This is a genomic window from Microcystis sp. 49638_E5 (assembly GCF_021300285.1).
GTDB lineage: Bacteria > Cyanobacteriota > Cyanobacteriia > Cyanobacteriales > Microcystaceae > Microcystis > Microcystis aeruginosa_C.
Genome location: NZ_JAJTDH010000016.1, coordinates 15715 through 32501, shown reverse-complemented (window position 1 = coordinate 32501; position 16787 = coordinate 15715). Strand labels below are relative to the sequence as shown.

The following is a 16787-nucleotide window of genomic DNA, read 5'->3' as shown; positions in this document are numbered from 1 at the left end:
TAGATCACTACCCCTTTTATCTACTCGTCAGATCCCTGGCATTTTATGCAAAAACCGATAATTAAAATTCTTTTTTGTGAGGAATTGTCGAGGGAATTGCGATCTCGCTCCCGGAGTGCCTTCGGTATCGCAGCCAGAGTGGATGTGGCGCGGGGTACTATCGAGAATGTAAATTTATGTTAAGATAATCATAAATTTTGCATAAAAAGCAGCCATCCCTACGAGAAAGTAATATAAAACCGAAACTAAACACGATCGCTGTTTGGTTGCTATCAATTATCAATCATGACTCATTGATCAGGAGGTGGAGTGCTTGGGAGTTATTTATATTGGCGATCGCAACACAGGTAAAACTCACCTAGTCTTGGAATTAGCTAACCCCAAGGGAAATTATGTCAAAGTTACTTATCCCGATTATCAGTATCTTAGAGGATTTTTTTTAGACCTAGAACTTGGCTCTCCAAAACCAACTGGTAGTATCGCTCCCGAAGCAATTTTTGAGCAGTACATAGAAGTTAATGTCACCCTTCCCACAGGAGAGAAAATGATTGCCTTGGATTGGTTGGACACCCCCGGTGAAATCTGGCGAAAATCTTGGCAAAAAAATCAACCTGATGAGTGGCAAAGATTTCTCGAAACGATCAGAAAAGCTGAAGGAATTATGTTGATTTTACCGCCCTATCGGGACATCATTAAACCGACCAGCCAAGTAAACCTAGATGACTTTATCACCAGACAACAATGGTGTAATCGTTTTGACCGTTGGCTTGAATTTTTCCAGCAAGATTGTCCGAAAATTCGGCATCTTCTCCTCTGTTTAAATAAAGCCGATTTACTCCCAATCGATCTCGAAGAAGAAGCCAGAAAACTCGCTTTTAATCCTGATTTCCAACCCATAACATGGCAAGAGAGAGATAACTATGTCTTTCAGCGTTATTTTCGACCGATTCACCCTCAAATCAATCAACTTAACCGTAGTATTCAAGGGTTAACAATTAGATGTTTCATTACGAGCATATATAATCGAAAATTATTAGAACTCCCCTGGATTTATTTGGGCAGTCATCTCGCAAAATAAAGTTAAAATAGGAGTAAAAATGACCAGTGGAAATATTGTTGTAATTGGACCGACAGCAGCAGGAAAAACCACCTATTTAGCTGCTTTGTCCTACTTCAAAGAACACAAACAAGGCAAAAAACTATTTACTGTCAACCCCCAAAATCCTGCCACAAGAATACTTGCAGAAAAAGCTGAAAATATTCTCAAACAGGCGGCCGATCTAGATAGAACTGTCATCGGACAAGAGATTGAGTCAGTAGATGACTTACCGTTTTATTCCTTTGGTATCACAGCCAAACCCTATTGGTATAGTTCCACGGAGACTTTTCAATTAACCGCTAGAGATTATCCCGGAGAAGTCTTTGAGGCAATTGCCAGTCCCAGTGCAAGAAAGCCTATCCATGAAGATTTTATTAATGAATGTTTTACCGATGTCATCGGCTGTCTAATTATGCTAACAGGATGGGAACCCGGAACTGATAACTTTTATAACAGAATCATGAAACAATTCCTTAAATTAATGGATGAGCGGGGTCGTTCTCAGAATTTGAAGTTAGCAATAGTTATGAGTAAATGTGAAAGAGGAGAAATTTGGCCCGGTAGGCTTGACCCAGAAATTGATTTGTTCGCTGTCCATTTACGAGAAACTACTAAAACCTTGCGAGCAAAAGTTATTCCCCAAAATCTGCGTTTTTTTGCCCTTTCTACCTTTGGCGTTTTAGGCAGAGATAATCCCCGTCCTAACCGAGAAGATCGGATGAAAGGAGAAGAACCGGCTTCGGTGATTAGACAACCAAACTCATGGCAACCTTATAATCTAATTGAACCTCTCTATTGGCTCAGTAAAAAACCAAATCAAGGAGCCAAAAATGAAAGGGTTTGACTGGTTAAAACCAAAAGCTCCTGAATTAAAAGATGCCAATGCCGAAATACGGGTTATTGGCGATCGCAGTGCTGGTAAAACCGCCTATATGGCTTCCCTTGCCTATTGGCCCAATGCTAAGGCCGATAGTCCAGTTCAATCGGTGACTCCAGTGGGGAACCAAGAAGCCAGCGCACAACTGATGAACATGGCACAGAACATCTTGGAACAGGGACTAGAATTAGAACCAACTCCCCTAGAAGCCACCGTTGATGAAGTCAAAGATTATGGATTGAGTATTGTTCTCAAAGAACAATTTTCTTTGAAAAATCTGCAAAGAGGCCTATCTTCTAGCGCAATACGTCTCAATGTTAACTGTAAAGATTATTCCGGCGAGTTTCTTCGGGATCTCATTAACAAAACCGGCGATCCGCGCTTAGTTGACTATCTCGAAGACTGTGTGGTGGCTACAGGTCTTTTATTGTTAGTGGATGGAACCTCTCACCGCAAAGATAAAGACTATGCTATTGGACTAGAAAAGTTTTTAGCAGCCCTAGACAGGGTGGATATTAATCCCAAACAGCGCCGCGTTGCTTTTGCGGTTAGTAAGTGCGAACTGAGTCAACTGTGGGTGAGTCGTCATGAACCGAGAAAATTGACACAAAGACGCTTTCCTCTGATGCAAAATAAATTAGAAAACTGGGTAGATAGGGGAGGAGGTGAAGTGGACTATTTTGCCACTTCTGCCTTTGGTACGTTGGGAACAAATTATCCCGAACCCAACTCGATCGAAAAACAACGCGATCGCCAAGGAACAACTTCTATTATCCGCGATCCGAGACGGTGGCGACCCTTTGGTTTAGTTTCCCCGATTTACTGGCTTTGTACCGGTCAACATCACAAAGAATTAGATAAGGATTAAAACAATGACTACTATTCACATTCATGAATTTAGCACGGGTATTTTAGTGGATGGCACTGGCGGTGCTGGTGAGTGGAAATCGCAGGGTTTTTCGGGAGAGTACATGAACTCAACCCTTGCTAAAATTCCTACACCTGTACAGTTAGCAATCAAAAATCGGGAATTTGCCGTTTCTGAAGGCGCATCTAGCCAAAATCCTGCCATTATTGGACGGGAAGTTGAATACAATCAGGAAGCTTGGTCAGTCATTGCCGTCGTCACACGGGGGATAGATGAACGGGGACGGGGTGCATCTCTCTATCGTTATTTCTTGTGTCAGGGAAGGGGTAAGCTGCCTGATCTTGTATCTTGGTACATGAAAAATGGAATGCCAACTTTTAACCCCTCCGATCATAAACAAGTCGATTGGTTTACAGAATATGACGATACTGGGACTCAAATTAATGACTATATTCCGCCTGAGTTGGATGGGATTTGGGAAGGAAAAACACCGATAATTATTACTCAAAAACAGCCACCATATACTGCTTTAATCATTCATAAAATTGCCTCTAAAACTGACCCAGCAAAATATAATGAATTGATTTCTTGGGCCTGTAATGTGGAGGCTTTAGAGAAACCAAATCGCTTTTTAGTCATTCATCCCGCCAGTAAAAAAGCAGAGGAGACCATAAGAGCCACAATAAACAGTATTCCTCAACTTCCCCCGGCTATACCCGAAGAACCCCTAATCAGAACTGCTATTAAGAATTCCTGCCGGACAGGAAACTTTCAAGAAAATTTAGCCCCTATCGAAGATGCTTTGAACAATCCTAAAATTCAACAGGATTATACAACCTTTTGGAATTCCATATTTGAAGGACAAGGCTCCAAAGATGCTTATGAGCAACAAATTTATGATGACTTTAAAGTACGTCTCTTGACGCTACAAGCCATAATTTGCCCTGAAAAGCTGCCAGATTTTGTCGCTTGGATAATGAAAAAACAGGAGGATGATTATCCAATATCTCAGAGTTTTCAAGGGGAGATTGTAAAAGCTATTACTCAGCCAAACTCATTAATATTTAATCAAGTTAAGCAAGGTATTAATATACTTATTCTTCATATCATTAAGCAGCCAGACCTGATAGATGCTACAGCTAAACTCTTATTAGATGAAGTCGGACTCTGGGGAGGAACATATAAAATTTACACAAGTGTGGGATTAAGACAAGATTTAAAGAAAAAAGCAGGTTATCTAAGCACGGAAACAGAAGGTTTAAAAGAAAAAGAATTTTATGTGTTAAATGATGCACGTTGGCAAGAAATTAAAGATGAATTAAGTAGAGTTTGGAATCATCCTTTTGATCCTGATCAAACAACTCAAAAATACATCCATCTCGCTCGCCTATTTGATAAACTAGAAGTGTCATCTGACGAACAGTATAAAGGATCTAGTTTAACCGTTTTCTTTTATCATCTCGCCCAGGAAAAGATTCCTAGTGACGTATATAAACGCCATAAATTGAAGGGGGATGAAGATAAGAATTTTGATATTAAAGTTCAAAGAGATATACCTTGGCAAGAACTGGTATTTATACAAACAAAAAAAATAGCAATGTTGCTTCTATCTTATCTGCTTAAAGTTAAAGGTGGAGCAGCTGGCTGTATTATTCCTATTATTTATTTTTTGCTTATATTCACTTTAGGAGGATTTTTCCTTCAAAGATTATTGAATTTAGCTAATTTATCTGTACCCGGTTTACCCGGAGGATCAAACAATTCAGAATCGCCGATTATTAAAGAAGCGATCAAAAGCTTTCCAAAGACTAAAGGGTCATTACTACAAATTCAACAATATTTGAAGCAAACTACTAGAGCAGATGCTTTTAAACCTAACAAGAATGAGATTGATGAAGCTATTTCAAAAATTCTCGATCCTACCTATTCTTCCAATGCTGGTAACTCCTCTACTTCTAATAACTATCTCAATCTTAAAACTATAGACAAAGATAAAGACAAGTGGATTCAGGCAATCATATATTATCAATTATATAAAGTTACACCATCTAATTCTGATGATATTGATGGCATTATTGATAAGGATGGAATAACTTATCAAGCTCTCAAATGTAATCTGCTTAAAAATATGCAACTGCAAGCAACTCAAGCAACTGCTGACAATTGTAAAAAGCTAGGGTTTTCTAAAGTTAAAGTGGCTAAAACTACCGCTAAAGAAACAACCCCATCCCCATCTCCGACAAGAGACCAAAAAATTGAAAAGGCCGTCTCGGAATTTGATAAACCACAAAAGACCAAATCTAGTTTAGAAACTTTAGTAAAAGAATTAGATTTAGATGAGGCTTTTTCTGTTTCATCTTCATATAATGTAATTAATGTTCTTGATCCCAATAATGAATTTAGGATTTCCCTTAGTCGTATGACTGAACCAGCAGATAAAGAAGCTTGGGTTAAAGCTATTTTACAATACCAAGAAAGTCTTAAATCTAGACTTAAAAAGGAGCAATCTATTAAGATTGATGTTGATGGAGTGATTAACTATGAAAGGAATACCTATAACCTTTTGAAGTGTGATGTAGCTGCTCAACTGGGTGAAACATTAAGTGATACACCAATTTGCGGTAAAGTAAAACCAATTATCGATTCGTCAACTCCCCCACCAGGATAATTTTTAAACCTATGAGAATTTGGCTTTACATACTAGCAGGAATAACCTCGGCTTTAATTGGCTGGAATATCGGTCAGATTTTCTTGACTGATTTAAAAATCCTGTCTCGGTTTCCAGAGGTGGTTCTTTTCCCCTGCGTCGCTATATCCTTAGGGATTGGGATGGTAATGAATGAAATATTTATTAGTAATCCCACCCGTCCTAAACTCAACTTTCGGATTGCTTTAGTTCCCCTATTAATTGCCACCTTAATCGGATTGATTGCTGGATTAGCTGCGGGTGGAATCTTTCAGCTATTAATTCAATCTGGAGTTGCTGAATTTCCAGGCAGACTTTTAGGTTGGCTTTTTGTCGGTGCAGCCGTTGGATTAGCCGAAGGACTTACTTGGCAATTTTACAGCATGGAAGCGGGGGATCGCGATCGCTTTCGACAACGGTTATATACTAGCATCATCGGTGCGGGTGTTGCCAGTTTAGTAGCGGTGGGAATCTTTGAATTTATTCGTCAATGGTTAGGCACCTCAGAAGCGTTTAGAAAAGCAGAAGATCCCCTCGGATTTGCCATTTTAGGCTTATTGCTCGGCCTAACCTTTACCATTACTAATTCTCCTAGCTACATGGCGGCACTGAGAGCCGGTAAAGGATTCGAGTACAGGAAAATCATTCCCGAACTCGAAAGCATTGATCCTCAATTTACATCCATTAATTCAGTCTTTCCTAACATCCATAAAACGCTCAAATTTGTCAGTGAATCGGATGCCGAAAAAATCGAAGAAGGACTGTCGATTCAACTTCCCGCCAAAGGAATCATCAAAATTGGTTCTGTCGCCAAAACTAAAGGTTCTGATGGTGTAGAAAGAGGATCGGATATTTATCTCCCCGGACTCCCCCCCCATATTGCTGACATCAAAATTATCAGCCGTGATGCCATTTTAGATCCTAACCCAACATCTTACAACCTTATTGAACTCAATGGCAGACGTTTAACTAGCAACGAAAAAATTACCCTTAAACACAATAACCTGATAACCTTCCATGTTAAAGATAACCACAACCCCGATGAACCCAAAATCTATCGTTTCGTCTTCTACAATCGCTTCCTTGACCCACAAGCTTAGTTTATCAATGATTATGTTAACCGCTCTTATTACCCCAGCTTGGGGAATTAAACCTGAAATCACAGATATTGAGGACATCGACGATAAAGTGACTCTTCAAATTCAAGTGACAGGAGAAGAAAGTAAACCGATTATGGGTTTAGCTGAAAGTGACTTTCATCTGAAAGTTCTTGATAAAAAAAACAACAAAACTTATCAAGGAAAACAACTACCTTTTGACTGGAAGTCTCCCCGAGAAACGACTCCTCCTGATGCTTGGATTGTCGTTCTCATCGACTTTAGTGGTAGTATGAATTGTTCTCAGGATCTCAACACAAAATGTGATGCCAAAGCGGTTGCTAAAGGAAAGCGAAAATTAGATGCAGCAATTAACGCGCTGGGAACATTTATTAAATTAGCCTCAGAGCGTAAAGGCAACACCTATTTATCTATTGTTCCCTTTGGGGTAGAAGGTAAAAATGATAAGCCTGGAGCCTGTGATTATTACCCAAAAGTTACTTCAGAAACTCTCAATAATTTTAGTTTAGTGCAAGATGTTAAACTAACTAATTTTCTAGGTAGTCTTGCGAATAAAACTCCTTGTGCAACGACTAATTTCTATCAAGCTCTCAAGGAAACCGTCAAATTTTTTAAAAACGATAAAGAAGGTCGTTTCTATCCTAAAGATAAAGAAGGAAACCCTTTAAAACCTCAACCACGACTCTCAATTATTCTCCTTTCTGATGGCTTTGATAATAATAGTAATTATCAAGAAATTCAGAAAACTTTAGCCAATCTTCAGAACAATAAAGATATTGTTGTTCATACCCTAGGATATGGCTTAACCCCACAACAATTAGGCAAAAAATATTCCTTAGGTAAACCTGCTGTTCGTGGAGATATTAATAACCCAAAATTATCCCAAGAAACTAGAGAGCAACTAGAAAAAGAATTTGTAGATCAAAAACAGTTAGCGGAAATTGCGAAGTTAACAGGAGGAGTTACTGAATTTGCTGGTGATGCTGATGAAATTGCCGAGAAATTAGAAATTTTCCTTGATGCGATTCAAGGACGATACGAAATTAGTTATATCCAACCCAACGTTCGACGAGGAGGTGAATATGTAGCCACAGTTTTTACTCAAAAAGTAGCATCACAATCTAAACCTTATACCCTTGATTTTTTTGGGCGCACACTTCCCTTAGAAACCAGAATATTAATGCTTATTTGTATTTTTCTTGCTCTTGGTTTGGGAGGAGTTATTCCTTTTTATTATTGGGGAAAATGGTTAAAGGAAAAACAAAACTAATCCTAAATATTTTCGGCACTTGTAAAGTCATGAAACAGATCCTTATTTATTCATCTCTCTTTTTTCTCAGTAGTTGTAATTTTCAGTTTAATCAACCTCAAACAACTTCAGAATGTCCTCAAAAACCCACAGCTATTCTCATGGCAGAAAATCTAGAAAATGTTAACCTAACCACTGAAACTATCACCAAATCTAATCAGGTTAGTGCCACTAAAGCTGTCGGATACACTTTTACAGGAAAGTCAGGACAAAACCTTAGCTATAACACAGATGATGATATCTGTGTGTGGCTTTATAGTCCAGACAATCAAATTTTACAAGGAACAAAATTGCCAGAAGACGGAAAGTATTTGCTGCAAATTGCTGCCCCCAAAGGTTCTAAAACTTTTAAGATAGATATAAGTTTAGGAACGCTCGCTTCTTCCCCGACACCGACACCAAGACTCTCTCCATCTCCCTCATCTTCCCATGATCTCACACAAGATGAAGCAGCAAAACTTGTTAAACGTTGGTATGAAGTTAAAAGACAAGCTTTCGGTTCTTCTTTTGACGACAGCTTAGTAAAGCAATACGCCACCGGAGAACTTTATTCTAATACCTTAGAAAAATGTAATGATGGAATCTGTGGGGGGACAGTGGGTTGGCTGCGCTCTAAAGGCTGTTATTATACTTATGATTTTTCCAATATTAATCGGATAGTCTCTTTTGATCCTTCAGGTTCGTCACCTTCAATAACAGTCAATGTAACGGAACAACTTACACTCCATGGTCCCAGAAGTGCTGGATGTGGAACCCCAACCCAGACTTATCAAAAAAATGTTACCTATTGGTTTCAAAAAGAGAGTGGAAATTGGAAAATTCTTAACTATAAGGTAGGAACTTAATCATGGAAAGAAAAAGAATAAAGTCAATAAAAGTCAGAACACAATCGAAGACTTACCATATCCAATGGTCTAGGTTTTTGCCCATCTTAATTTCTTTTTTTGTAACATCTGCAATCGCTCTGTATCTCATCTTAAACTCCTCCAAAAACGAATCCTGTAGGATAACTAAATTATTGTTAATTAACGGTGTTCCTAAGTCCATTGGAGGTAAAGTTGATCACAATAAAACCCTATGTTATGAATTTCAGGGCATTCAAGGACAGCAATTGCAATTAACAACTAATCAAAAAATAAGCCTAGTTTTTCCAAGTAATAAATACCAAAATCTTCAAGGAGATTATAAAACGATTCTGTCGGAAACAGGCGACTATTCGCTAGTCATAGAGACGCAAGAAGATAACTTAGATTATCAAATTAACCTGATAGTAAGCTCGCAAAATACAACTAATCTGCCCAGAAAAACGCCCGTTAATGATTTGTCCCTAACACCTTTAACACCTCAACTTCCTAGTCAGTCTAATCAGCTAACTTATAACGTTAAACAGTCGCCTACTTTTTATCAAGATCAAGAATTGCAAAAAATCGTTGACAATATTGTAAGTTTAGCTCGATCTAGAAAGTTACCAATAGATAAATTATCTATCAGTTTAGTTGACTTAAATCAATCTGAATGTTGCGCTTATGCTGCTTATCAAGATAGTGAATTGAGATATCCGGCTAGTATTGTCAAGCTTTTCTGGCTAGTAGTTCTCTATAGTCAATATTATTATCAAGGAATTGAGCCGAATCAAATTCCTCCAGAAAAACTCAAAGTTATTTCTAAAATGATTAAAGATTCCGATAATGAATCAGCTAGTATTATTGTTGATGACATTACTCAAACCAAATCGAGTCAAAAAGACCTCGCACCAGAAAAACTCAACGAATGGAGGAGAAAACGTTATGCTCTTAATGATTTTTTTGCATCCTATTTTGTTGATTCTGTTAATTACCCCCTTAATATTAGTCAGAAAACTTTTCCTATCCCCAATCTACTCGAGGATCCAGCAGGACCAGACCAACAAATTCGTCAGCTTAACGGCAAAAGCTCACCCCCGAGACGAAATTATTTAAATACCTATAGCGTTGCTAGATTACTGCTCGAAATTGAGCAAGAACAAGCCATTTCGCCAGCTTATAGCCAAGCGATTAAACAATTAATTAAACGAGATTTACATCCTCAAGCGTGGAAAGAAAAACCTTTTAATCCTATCCAAAACTTTTTAGGTCAATCTCTCCCGGTTAACACTCAATTTTATGCTAAGATGGGCTGGACATTTAATAATCGAAATGATGCGGCTATTATCGTCAGTCCTGATAACAAAGCTCATTATATTTTAGTTGTCTTTGGAGATGAAAAAAAGTTTTATCAAGATAAAGAGTTTTTCCCAATTCTTTCACGACAAGTTTATAACCAAATGCTTAAAAAATGACTTAAGAAAAGACTAAAATAGGAGATAATTCGGGAGAATAAGCAGGTAAATACGCCAATTAAGTTGCAAAGGGCAGTTCAAATGATTCCGGTTCTGATGGAGTTGCCGCCGAGATTCTATACATCTGTACTGAAAAAAAAGTGCAGGACTTTTAGGATATTTTACCTTTTTCCTATCGGCATTTCAGGCTTTTTCAGCATACCCTACTTAAATTTTCGCATTCCTTTAGAAAGATAGGCAACGAAAAAAGCTAACACTCCCGTCATCCCTACCTCAAAATAATTGGTCATGAGAATAGCGGTAAAAAAAAGGAGCAAGATAATTAATATAGTCCGCTTTTGTTCAGATAATTTCATCTCTAATTGCCTCTAATTCGCTTTTAATACTTAATGGTTGATAACCCAAAGAAAAAGCGAGAGAACTATCAAGAGAAACATCCTGGGGACGGGGCGCACTCATGGGAACATCTGACTGTAAACAGGGTTTTATTTGTTCTTTGGGAAGGTTAAAAACCGCCGCCATTAGTAAACCAAATTGATAACGAGAAACTCTTTCTTTACCCCCCAGATGAATAATCCCTTGCACTTTTTCTAATGCCAAAAGTAAACCATTCACTGCACTATTAACCCCAACAGCCGTCCGATATTCATCAGTAAATAGAGATAGTTCTTTTCCCTCTTGGAGGGTTTTTAAAAAGGGTTGCAGAAAACTATTAGCGGTGGGAGAAGGGGAACCAAACATCAAAGGCATTCGACAAATGGCCGCCCGAGGATATATTGCTAAAATACCCTTTTCTGCCGCTACTTTTTGCTCACCATAGACACTGACGGGAGAAACGGGATCATTTTCGGAATAGGGGGCATTTTTACCATCAAAAACTAAATCGGTAGAGGTAAAAACTAGCGGTATTTGATATTGACTACATAAACGGGCAATTTCTAGAGAAGCTGTCAGATTAATTGCCTCGGATGCTTGGGGAAATTCTTGACAGAGATTCGGTTTTGATTGGGCAGCCCCATGAATTACCGCGTCGGGTTTAATCTGTTGAAAAAGTTCTCTAACTGCGGCTAAGTCTGTTAAGTTAATTTTAATTAAATTCGGGTCATTACTATTGACATTGTGATTAAAATATGTACCAAAACTTGCCCAAGATGAGCGAGTTTTTTGGTAAATATGCCAACCTAAAAACCCACTAACTCCAGTGATTAACAGCGTTTTCATAGTTTAGAGATTAAATCCTTTTTCGTAGGCTAAAAACTGTACTTGTGGTTCCAAAGGTTCACTAACTAAACCAATTCCTGCAAATCCCCATCGCTGCATCAGTCCCTTTAATTGTGTTCCTGAGAGAGTTTCCACAGAAAAATTATTGGCTAAATCCTGAGCATGGGTATTGATATAACTTAAAGCATCGTAGGATTCTTTAAACAGAAGCAGATAACTAGCCGGAGTTTCGCTTTCACCTTTTCTCAGACGCGCCACTAGGTATTGTCCGTCTTGTTTTGACCTGAGTAAATAATGTGTAGTCAATCCAAGCCTTTGGGGGGTTCTACCCCCCAAACCCCCCGTTGGGGGCGTGGCGCCGCCCCCAAACCCCCCGCGCATTAGTTTTTCGGTGGGATGCTTACACGCAGCTGCTGATACATCTGTAATAATTTAAGGGTCACTGATAATTGCTTATTGTCCCTATTTCTGCAAATGTGAGATGCACCCGTTGGGTAGTGGGAAATTTAGCTGAAATTTCCCTATCACCCTACTTTAAATCCTCCAATTTAATCCTAGGATCTACAGCTTTGAGAAGTAAATCAGCCAGAAGATTACCGATAATCAACATAGTAGCACCCATCATTAAACTGCCCATAACTAAATATAAATCTTTAGCCGTCACAGCTTGTAGAATTAAACGACCTAATCCGGGCCAGTTAAAGAAAAATTCGGCGATAAATGCCCCACTTAGCAAACTGGAAAATTCAAAGCCCAAAAGAGTTATCAGGGGATTAATAGCATTGCGTAAAGCGTGGACATAGATAACTTTATTTTCTGGTAAACCTTTCGCCCTGGCAGTTTGAATATAATCCTGTCGCAGAACATCTAATAATTGTCCCCGCATCAATCTTTGTAATCCGGCAAAACTGGTAACTGTCAGGGCAATAGTTGGTAAAATCATGTGCCAAGCGATATCTAAAACTTTACCGATAGGGGAATATTCCGAATAGTTAATACTGGTCATATCACCCACCGGTAAAAGCGGCGAGACATTTTGGGCGAGAATTAGCAGTAAAAGGGCAGTGATAAAACTGGGGAAACCTTGACCAAGATAACTGATAACTCGAAAAAATTTATCGATAAATTGGTTTTGTTTGACGGCGCTGAGAATGCCCAAGGGAATCGCAATCGCCCAGGTTAAAATGATGGAAGTCAAAGACATTAATAACGTCGCTGGAATTCTCTCTAATAGTAGGGAAGACACGGGACGAAAATAGGTAAAACTCAGACCAAAATTAAACTGAGTTACCACTTGCCACAACCATTTAAAATACTGGACAATCGCCGGGTCTTTTAAACCAAAAAGGGCAATATATTGTTCTTTAGTTTCCTGACTAATCTTGGGATTAAGGTCAAGCAAAGCCAGAAAACCGCCGGGGGTTAATTGGATAATAGCGAAACTCAAAGCCGAGGCCAACAACAGAGTTAATAAACCCTGGAGAACACGCTTGACAATATATAAAAAAGTTTCGCTAGTTAGGAGAGATTGTAACCCATTAGCACTCGATCGAGCGTTTGCAGCCTTATAATTATCATCAGTCGCCGTCATAGAAAAAAACCTAATAATCGATGAGGGTAATAATCGGTAAATCGGGTAATTTTTCCCGACCACCGAGGTCGATTAACTCGATGATAAAAGCAAATCCTAACACCTCACAACCAATTTTTTCTAATAAATCGGCCGTCGCTTTCGCCGTCCCTCCCGTCGCGATTAAATCATCGACAATTAAGACTTTGTGATGGGATGCCACCGCGTCCTGATGAATTTCCAGGCTATCGCTTCCGTATTCCAAATCATACTCGATACTATGAACGGCGGCGGGTAATTTGCCCGGTTTCCGGACAGGAATAAATCCCGCTTCTAATTGGTATGCTAAAGGAACACCAAAGAGAAAACCCCTGGATTCCATACCGACAATGTAATCGGGGGATAAACCGTAATCGCGACACTTTGCCGTTAGGGTATCGATCGTGTAACGTAATCCTTGGGGATGATTGAGTAGGGTAGTAATATCGCGGAAGACAATACCCGGTTTGGGAAAGTCGGGAATATCGCGAATCAGTGATTTCAGATCCATTCGGTTTCCGTGTCTCGTAAAATGGGGGACAGCTATCTATACAATACAATTTACAATACCCTGACTCGATCGCCCTTGTGTTTTAGTTCTCCTATATCATGACCCCTACTAGCCTAACGCCCGAATCTACAACATCAGCCCCAGAAAAACCGTTTATTTTAAGCGTTTTACCCGATTTTCCGATTGCCAGTCAGCAATGCGCCCTACATCTCCAACAGCATATCGATTTAATGCTGTTAGCGTTGGAATCCTTAGAAGTAGGTGCCGGGGAGGCCCTGTTAGCCCTCTGTAAAGAACTAGGACTCGATAAAATTATCAAAAACCGGATTATTTTCTGGCGCTTACGCTGTACTAATCCGTGGCGAATTTCCTACACCCTCGACCGTCTCACCCTTGACCAAGCAAAAGCTTTAGTTATCATTGCCAGTTATCGGGCCAAACCTCTAGCTATATCCATCCGACAATTACTGTTAGCGCGGCAACAGATGGAGTCAAAAGGTTTACCCGTGGATAATAATTTTCTTTTATCAGAATACCTAGAAAGATTTCGCTCCAATTTTCGCAGTCGCATGAACCCCCGTCGGGCCAAAGTATCGGTTTATCTAGCCGATGAAAATGCTTTAAATGAACTGGCTTTATCCCTCCTCGATCAGTTATTATTTTGTACTGGTACCACGGGAATGCAGCGGTTTTGGATTAGTTTATTTGATGGGGAGATCGTGTAAAAATGAGAAGACAGTATAGCTTGCCCAATTGTACCCTGATTCTCGATGGTTTCGGCGATGATTTCGCCCCAGCTAATCCCGGTGATAGCCGACCTTTACTCTCAATTTTGACTAACGTAGAATGTCGGTTAATCGGGGCCAATAAAATCCTGCAAGGTGGTCGGGTTTTCTTGGAAAATTTGGTCCAAGCGGTCAGTCAGTATGCCCAAGAATTTTTAAGTGGTGTTCGTCATCCCCAAGACCCCGTCCATGAACCAGATCATGTGTACCTAGAAAAGATTGACCAGAATCTCCATCGTCTGGTCTGGTATCCATCAACGGACTTGAATATCCCGGAAAGTCCAGTCAAGATAGAAATCAGTACCGTGCAGTTATTCGATTTAATAGAAGCGATTGACCAATTTTTTGCCGATACTCGCACTTTACCTGACCTAACCCTAAAATTACAGCCAGTTTCCCGTCGCTACCATAAGGTGAATGAATCGGTGGCCAGTCGAACAGTGCCTTTTTTGGCAGGATTAGGCAGTCTTGTCGCTTGCGCCCTACTTTTCTATCTGTTACCCGTCCCCCAAGTCCGTAAACCCGAAAATCCACCCATTCCCGCCGCTTCTCCCAGTCCCACCGTCCCCACTAATCCCGTCCCCCCTCCTAGATAAAATTAGTCCCCTAAGCTACATCTATAAATGGAGTGATGGGAATGTGCTTATAAACTTCGGCATTCTTTGCCTGAGCTTGACGGAGATCGTAGTCTGTTTGAAGATTCAGCCAAAACTGAGGACTGTTACCAAAATATCGTGACAGACGCAAAGCTGTGTCCGCAGTGATACTACGCTTACCCGCTAAAATCTCACCGATACGAGTTTGAGCTACGCTTAAATCTTTGCTCAGTCTGTAGGGGGTAATATTGAGCGGTTCCAGAAAATCTAACTTGAGGATTTCACCGGGATGGATATTTGGCAAACGGTGGAACTGAGCTTTTACATTGAGCCTGTCGAAATGTGTCGAAGTGTTGCTGTTCATTGCATTTAGCTAATTTTAGTGGTAGTCCACTATCTCTACCTGATCAGCATTGCCTTCATCAGTCCAAATGAAGCAAATTCTCCATTGGTCATTAATACGGATGCTGTACTGGCCCTGACGATCGCCCTGCAACTTCTCCAACCGATTACCCGGTGGGACACGCAGATCATTAATCGATAACGCCGCTGCAAGGATTAGCAGTTTTCGTAGAGCGACCGATTGAATATCAGGGGGATAGTGACGAGACTGAAACCCCTCGAAAATGAGCTTAGTCTCTTCGGACTTGAAATTTATGATCATATGATAACTGTCACTTTGATAACTGATTATAGCGGTAAGCGCTTGAGTGAGATACAGACCAAGCTTTGCCTAGCATGGTTTATAGCTCGTGACACTGTACCTCATACGACTGCACACCGCTATAACTGATGATCAAATTCTAACGCCTAACGATACTATTGTCAAGCAGAAGTAAGCTTTCGCCCCACACCCCACACCCCACACCCTTCTCCCCTGCTCTGTATCAGTTTTTAGAGAAAGTACCCAAAAAAAAACCTGATCTTTTTTGCACAAGTTAGAAAAATTGTGTTATGCTGGTAATTCTGTGAAGGTTTTTCGATAGGGAGTATTGAAAAAAAAATGACCAAACTGGGAACCCATTTGATTGTCGATGCTTGGCAAGTACCTGCTGACCTCCTCAACGATCCCGAGCGCATTCGTCGCGCTATCCTCGATGGAATTACGGCAGGAGAAGCAACGCTGATCGATTTGTGTGTCCACCAGTTCAGTCCCCACGGAGTTACCGCGACGGCGACTTTAGCTGAATCTCATATCGCGATCCACACCTGGCCTGAACACGGCTATTTCGCCGCCGATTTATTCTTCTGTGGTGCCGGTAAACCCGTGGTTGCCATGGAAATTTTGACCAAATCCCTGCAAGCAGGTGAGATTAAAGTGCGGGAACTAACCAGAGGATTCCCCGGTCCTGCGGCAGTTTATGAAAGCAAAAAGGAAGAACCCCTTAAGTCTTCCCTGGTTATGGCCTAATTTCTAGCGCCGGCCTCAATAATAAGTTAGCATCACTGGTGATCGCCTAAACTAAAATCGTGATCAGGATAACCTTTGTTTTTATCCTCGCCCTCTTTCCCTCTCTCGTTAGTCTCTGGTTGATTAACCGATCCCAACAGAGATTAAGCAACCGTTTGAGGGGGATTCGCCATCGTCACGAATACAGCCCGGTGATGGCCAGTGATTTTTTGTCAATTCCTCTAGGGACAGAAAATAAACCAGCCTTGATCGGTGATCTTAGTTGTCGTTTTAATGCCTATTCCCCCCATTTGCGTTGTGCGGTTAATCCCACAGGTCCCTGTGAAGGTTGTCGGCAGTACGAAGCTAAAACTGGCACAGTATAAGCGGCTTGAGCTTCC

General features: G+C 40.2%; 20 protein-coding genes. 13 read left to right on the top strand and 7 right to left on the bottom strand.

The features are described 5' to 3' along the window. Nucleotides 1-45 precede the first annotated feature (45 nt). From LW728_RS07195 to LW728_RS07155, 9 genes are all read left to right on the top strand, one after another. Entirely contained in the window at nucleotides 46-183 is a 138-nt protein-coding gene (locus LW728_RS07195; RefSeq protein ID WP_192576039.1) for a hypothetical protein, read from the top strand. Nucleotides 184-304: 121 nt separating this feature from the next. Further along, nucleotides 305-1078, top strand: a complete 774-nt coding sequence (locus LW728_RS07190; protein WP_287766000.1) for a hypothetical protein — start codon at nucleotides 305-307, stop codon at nucleotides 1076-1078. A gap of 19 nt (nucleotides 1079-1097) precedes the next feature. Beyond that, complete coding sequence (locus LW728_RS07185; RefSeq protein ID WP_287665698.1) at nucleotides 1098-1943, top strand: hypothetical protein; 846 nt, start codon at nucleotides 1098-1100, stop codon at nucleotides 1941-1943. Next, complete coding sequence (locus tag LW728_RS07180; protein ID WP_287665696.1) at nucleotides 1930-2844, top strand: hypothetical protein; 915 nt, start codon at nucleotides 1930-1932, stop codon at nucleotides 2842-2844. Before LW728_RS07185 ends, LW728_RS07180 begins: the two co-directional genes overlap by 14 nt. Before the next feature lie 4 nt (nucleotides 2845-2848). Beyond that, on the top strand, nucleotides 2849-5512 hold the full coding sequence (locus tag LW728_RS07175) for a hypothetical protein (protein ID WP_287765997.1): 2664 nt from the start codon (nucleotides 2849-2851) through the stop codon (nucleotides 5510-5512). A gap of 11 nt (nucleotides 5513-5523) precedes the next feature. Beyond that, nucleotides 5524-6630 (top strand): hypothetical protein, encoded by a 1107-nt coding sequence (locus tag LW728_RS07170; RefSeq protein WP_287765994.1) that lies wholly within the window; start codon nucleotides 5524-5526, stop codon nucleotides 6628-6630. A gap of 13 nt (nucleotides 6631-6643) precedes the next feature. Beyond that, entirely contained in the window at nucleotides 6644-7918 is a 1275-nt protein-coding gene (locus tag LW728_RS07165) for a vWA domain-containing protein (protein ID WP_287765991.1), read from the top strand. A 29-nt stretch (nucleotides 7919-7947) separates the two neighbouring features. After that, nucleotides 7948-8802: an ARC6/PARC6 family protein gene (locus LW728_RS07160; protein ID WP_159252913.1), complete on the top strand. Its 855-nt coding sequence runs from the start codon at nucleotides 7948-7950 to the stop codon at nucleotides 8800-8802. 173 nt (nucleotides 8803-8975) lie between these two features. Then, nucleotides 8976-10274 carry a serine hydrolase gene (locus tag LW728_RS07155; RefSeq protein ID WP_287665679.1) on the top strand — a complete coding sequence of 433 codons (1299 nt, stop codon included), beginning with the start codon at nucleotides 8976-8978 and terminating at the stop codon, nucleotides 10272-10274. Between the two features lie 203 nt (nucleotides 10275-10477). Here LW728_RS07155 and LW728_RS07150 read toward each other — a convergent pair whose 3' ends face one another. The 5 genes from LW728_RS07150 to LW728_RS07130 all read right to left on the bottom strand — a co-directional run bounded on the left by LW728_RS07150 (nucleotide 10478) and on the right by LW728_RS07130 (nucleotide 13615). Continuing rightward, entirely contained in the window at nucleotides 10478-10630 is a 153-nt protein-coding gene (locus tag LW728_RS07150; RefSeq protein ID WP_287765989.1) for a hypothetical protein, read from the bottom strand. Beyond that, nucleotides 10617-11495, bottom strand: coding sequence for an SDR family oxidoreductase (locus LW728_RS07145; RefSeq protein ID WP_002801332.1), 879 nt, complete (start codon nucleotides 11493-11495; stop codon nucleotides 10617-10619). Before LW728_RS07145 ends, LW728_RS07150 begins: the two co-directional genes overlap by 14 nt. Nucleotides 11496-11498: 3 nt before the next feature. Further along, nucleotides 11499-11801 (bottom strand): hypothetical protein, encoded by a 303-nt coding sequence (locus tag LW728_RS07140; protein WP_287765985.1) that lies wholly within the window; start codon nucleotides 11799-11801, stop codon nucleotides 11499-11501. A gap of 223 nt (nucleotides 11802-12024) precedes the next feature. Continuing rightward, the gene (locus tag LW728_RS07135; RefSeq protein ID WP_002801333.1) at nucleotides 12025-13086 is read right to left on the bottom strand and encodes an ABC transporter permease; all 1062 of its coding nucleotides are present in this window, start codon (nucleotides 13084-13086) and stop codon (nucleotides 12025-12027) included. A 10-nt stretch (nucleotides 13087-13096) separates the two neighbouring features. Next, entirely contained in the window at nucleotides 13097-13615 is a 519-nt protein-coding gene (locus LW728_RS07130; RefSeq protein WP_002737799.1) for an adenine phosphoribosyltransferase, read from the bottom strand. Between the two features lie 98 nt (nucleotides 13616-13713). On the opposite strand from LW728_RS07130, the gene LW728_RS07125 reads away from it, so the two are divergent. Continuing rightward, nucleotides 13714-14340, top strand: coding sequence for a DUF3038 domain-containing protein (locus LW728_RS07125; RefSeq protein WP_002801334.1), 627 nt, complete (start codon nucleotides 13714-13716; stop codon nucleotides 14338-14340). 2 nt (nucleotides 14341-14342) lie between these two features. Then, nucleotides 14343-14996: a DUF4335 domain-containing protein gene (locus LW728_RS07120; protein ID WP_287765983.1), complete on the top strand. Its 654-nt coding sequence runs from the start codon at nucleotides 14343-14345 to the stop codon at nucleotides 14994-14996. A 10-nt stretch (nucleotides 14997-15006) separates the two neighbouring features. On the opposite strand, the gene LW728_RS07115 is transcribed toward LW728_RS07120, so the two are convergent. Continuing rightward, nucleotides 15007-15360 carry a HigA family addiction module antitoxin gene (locus LW728_RS07115; RefSeq protein WP_051048454.1) on the bottom strand — a complete coding sequence of 118 codons (354 nt, stop codon included), beginning with the start codon at nucleotides 15358-15360 and terminating at the stop codon, nucleotides 15007-15009. A 15-nt stretch (nucleotides 15361-15375) separates the two neighbouring features. Continuing rightward, the gene (locus LW728_RS07110; protein ID WP_002742078.1) at nucleotides 15376-15660 is read right to left on the bottom strand and encodes a type II toxin-antitoxin system RelE/ParE family toxin; all 285 of its coding nucleotides are present in this window, start codon (nucleotides 15658-15660) and stop codon (nucleotides 15376-15378) included. Nucleotides 15661-15999: 339 nt separating this feature from the next. Between LW728_RS07110 and speD the strand changes: the two genes are divergently transcribed. Both speD and LW728_RS07100 read left to right on the top strand, forming a co-directional pair. After that, the gene (gene speD, locus LW728_RS07105) at nucleotides 16000-16407 is read left to right on the top strand and encodes an adenosylmethionine decarboxylase (RefSeq protein WP_002781248.1); all 408 of its coding nucleotides are present in this window, start codon (nucleotides 16000-16002) and stop codon (nucleotides 16405-16407) included. 59 nt (nucleotides 16408-16466) lie between these two features. Next, complete coding sequence (locus LW728_RS07100; RefSeq protein ID WP_002801338.1) at nucleotides 16467-16772, top strand: DUF6464 family protein; 306 nt, start codon at nucleotides 16467-16469, stop codon at nucleotides 16770-16772. Nucleotides 16773-16787 lie beyond the last annotated feature (15 nt).

Bases quoted from the DNA above. Each gene is read 5' to 3' on its own strand.
- LW728_RS07150 (WP_287765989.1), bottom strand. From the start codon at position 10,630: ATGAAATTATCTGAACAAAAGCGGACTATATTAATTATCTTGCTCCTT.
- LW728_RS07130 (WP_002737799.1), bottom strand. From the start codon at position 13,615: ATGGATCTGAAATCACTGATTCGCGATATTCCCGACTTTCCCAAACCG.
- LW728_RS07195 (WP_192576039.1), top strand. From the start codon at position 46: ATGCAAAAACCGATAATTAAAATTCTTTTTTGTGAGGAATTGTCGAGG.
- LW728_RS07125 (WP_002801334.1), top strand. From the start codon at position 13,714: ATGACCCCTACTAGCCTAACGCCCGAATCTACAACATCAGCCCCAGAA.
- LW728_RS07120 (WP_287765983.1), top strand. From the start codon at position 14,343: ATGAGAAGACAGTATAGCTTGCCCAATTGTACCCTGATTCTCGATGGT.
- LW728_RS07115 (WP_051048454.1), bottom strand. From the start codon at position 15,360: ATGAACAGCAACACTTCGACACATTTCGACAGGCTCAATGTAAAAGCT.
- LW728_RS07185 (WP_287665698.1), top strand. From the start codon at position 1,098: ATGACCAGTGGAAATATTGTTGTAATTGGACCGACAGCAGCAGGAAAA.
- LW728_RS07175 (WP_287765997.1), top strand. From the start codon at position 2,849: ATGACTACTATTCACATTCATGAATTTAGCACGGGTATTTTAGTGGAT.
- LW728_RS07170 (WP_287765994.1), top strand. From the start codon at position 5,524: ATGAGAATTTGGCTTTACATACTAGCAGGAATAACCTCGGCTTTAATT.
- LW728_RS07110 (WP_002742078.1), bottom strand. From the start codon at position 15,660: ATGATCATAAATTTCAAGTCCGAAGAGACTAAGCTCATTTTCGAGGGG.
- LW728_RS07145 (WP_002801332.1), bottom strand. From the start codon at position 11,495: ATGAAAACGCTGTTAATCACTGGAGTTAGTGGGTTTTTAGGTTGGCAT.
- LW728_RS07135 (WP_002801333.1), bottom strand. From the start codon at position 13,086: ATGACGGCGACTGATGATAATTATAAGGCTGCAAACGCTCGATCGAGT.
- LW728_RS07160 (WP_159252913.1), top strand. From the start codon at position 7,948: ATGAAACAGATCCTTATTTATTCATCTCTCTTTTTTCTCAGTAGTTGT.
- speD (WP_002781248.1), top strand. From the start codon at position 16,000: ATGACCAAACTGGGAACCCATTTGATTGTCGATGCTTGGCAAGTACCT.
- LW728_RS07180 (WP_287665696.1), top strand. From the start codon at position 1,930: ATGAAAGGGTTTGACTGGTTAAAACCAAAAGCTCCTGAATTAAAAGAT.
- LW728_RS07165 (WP_287765991.1), top strand. From the start codon at position 6,644: ATGTTAACCGCTCTTATTACCCCAGCTTGGGGAATTAAACCTGAAATC.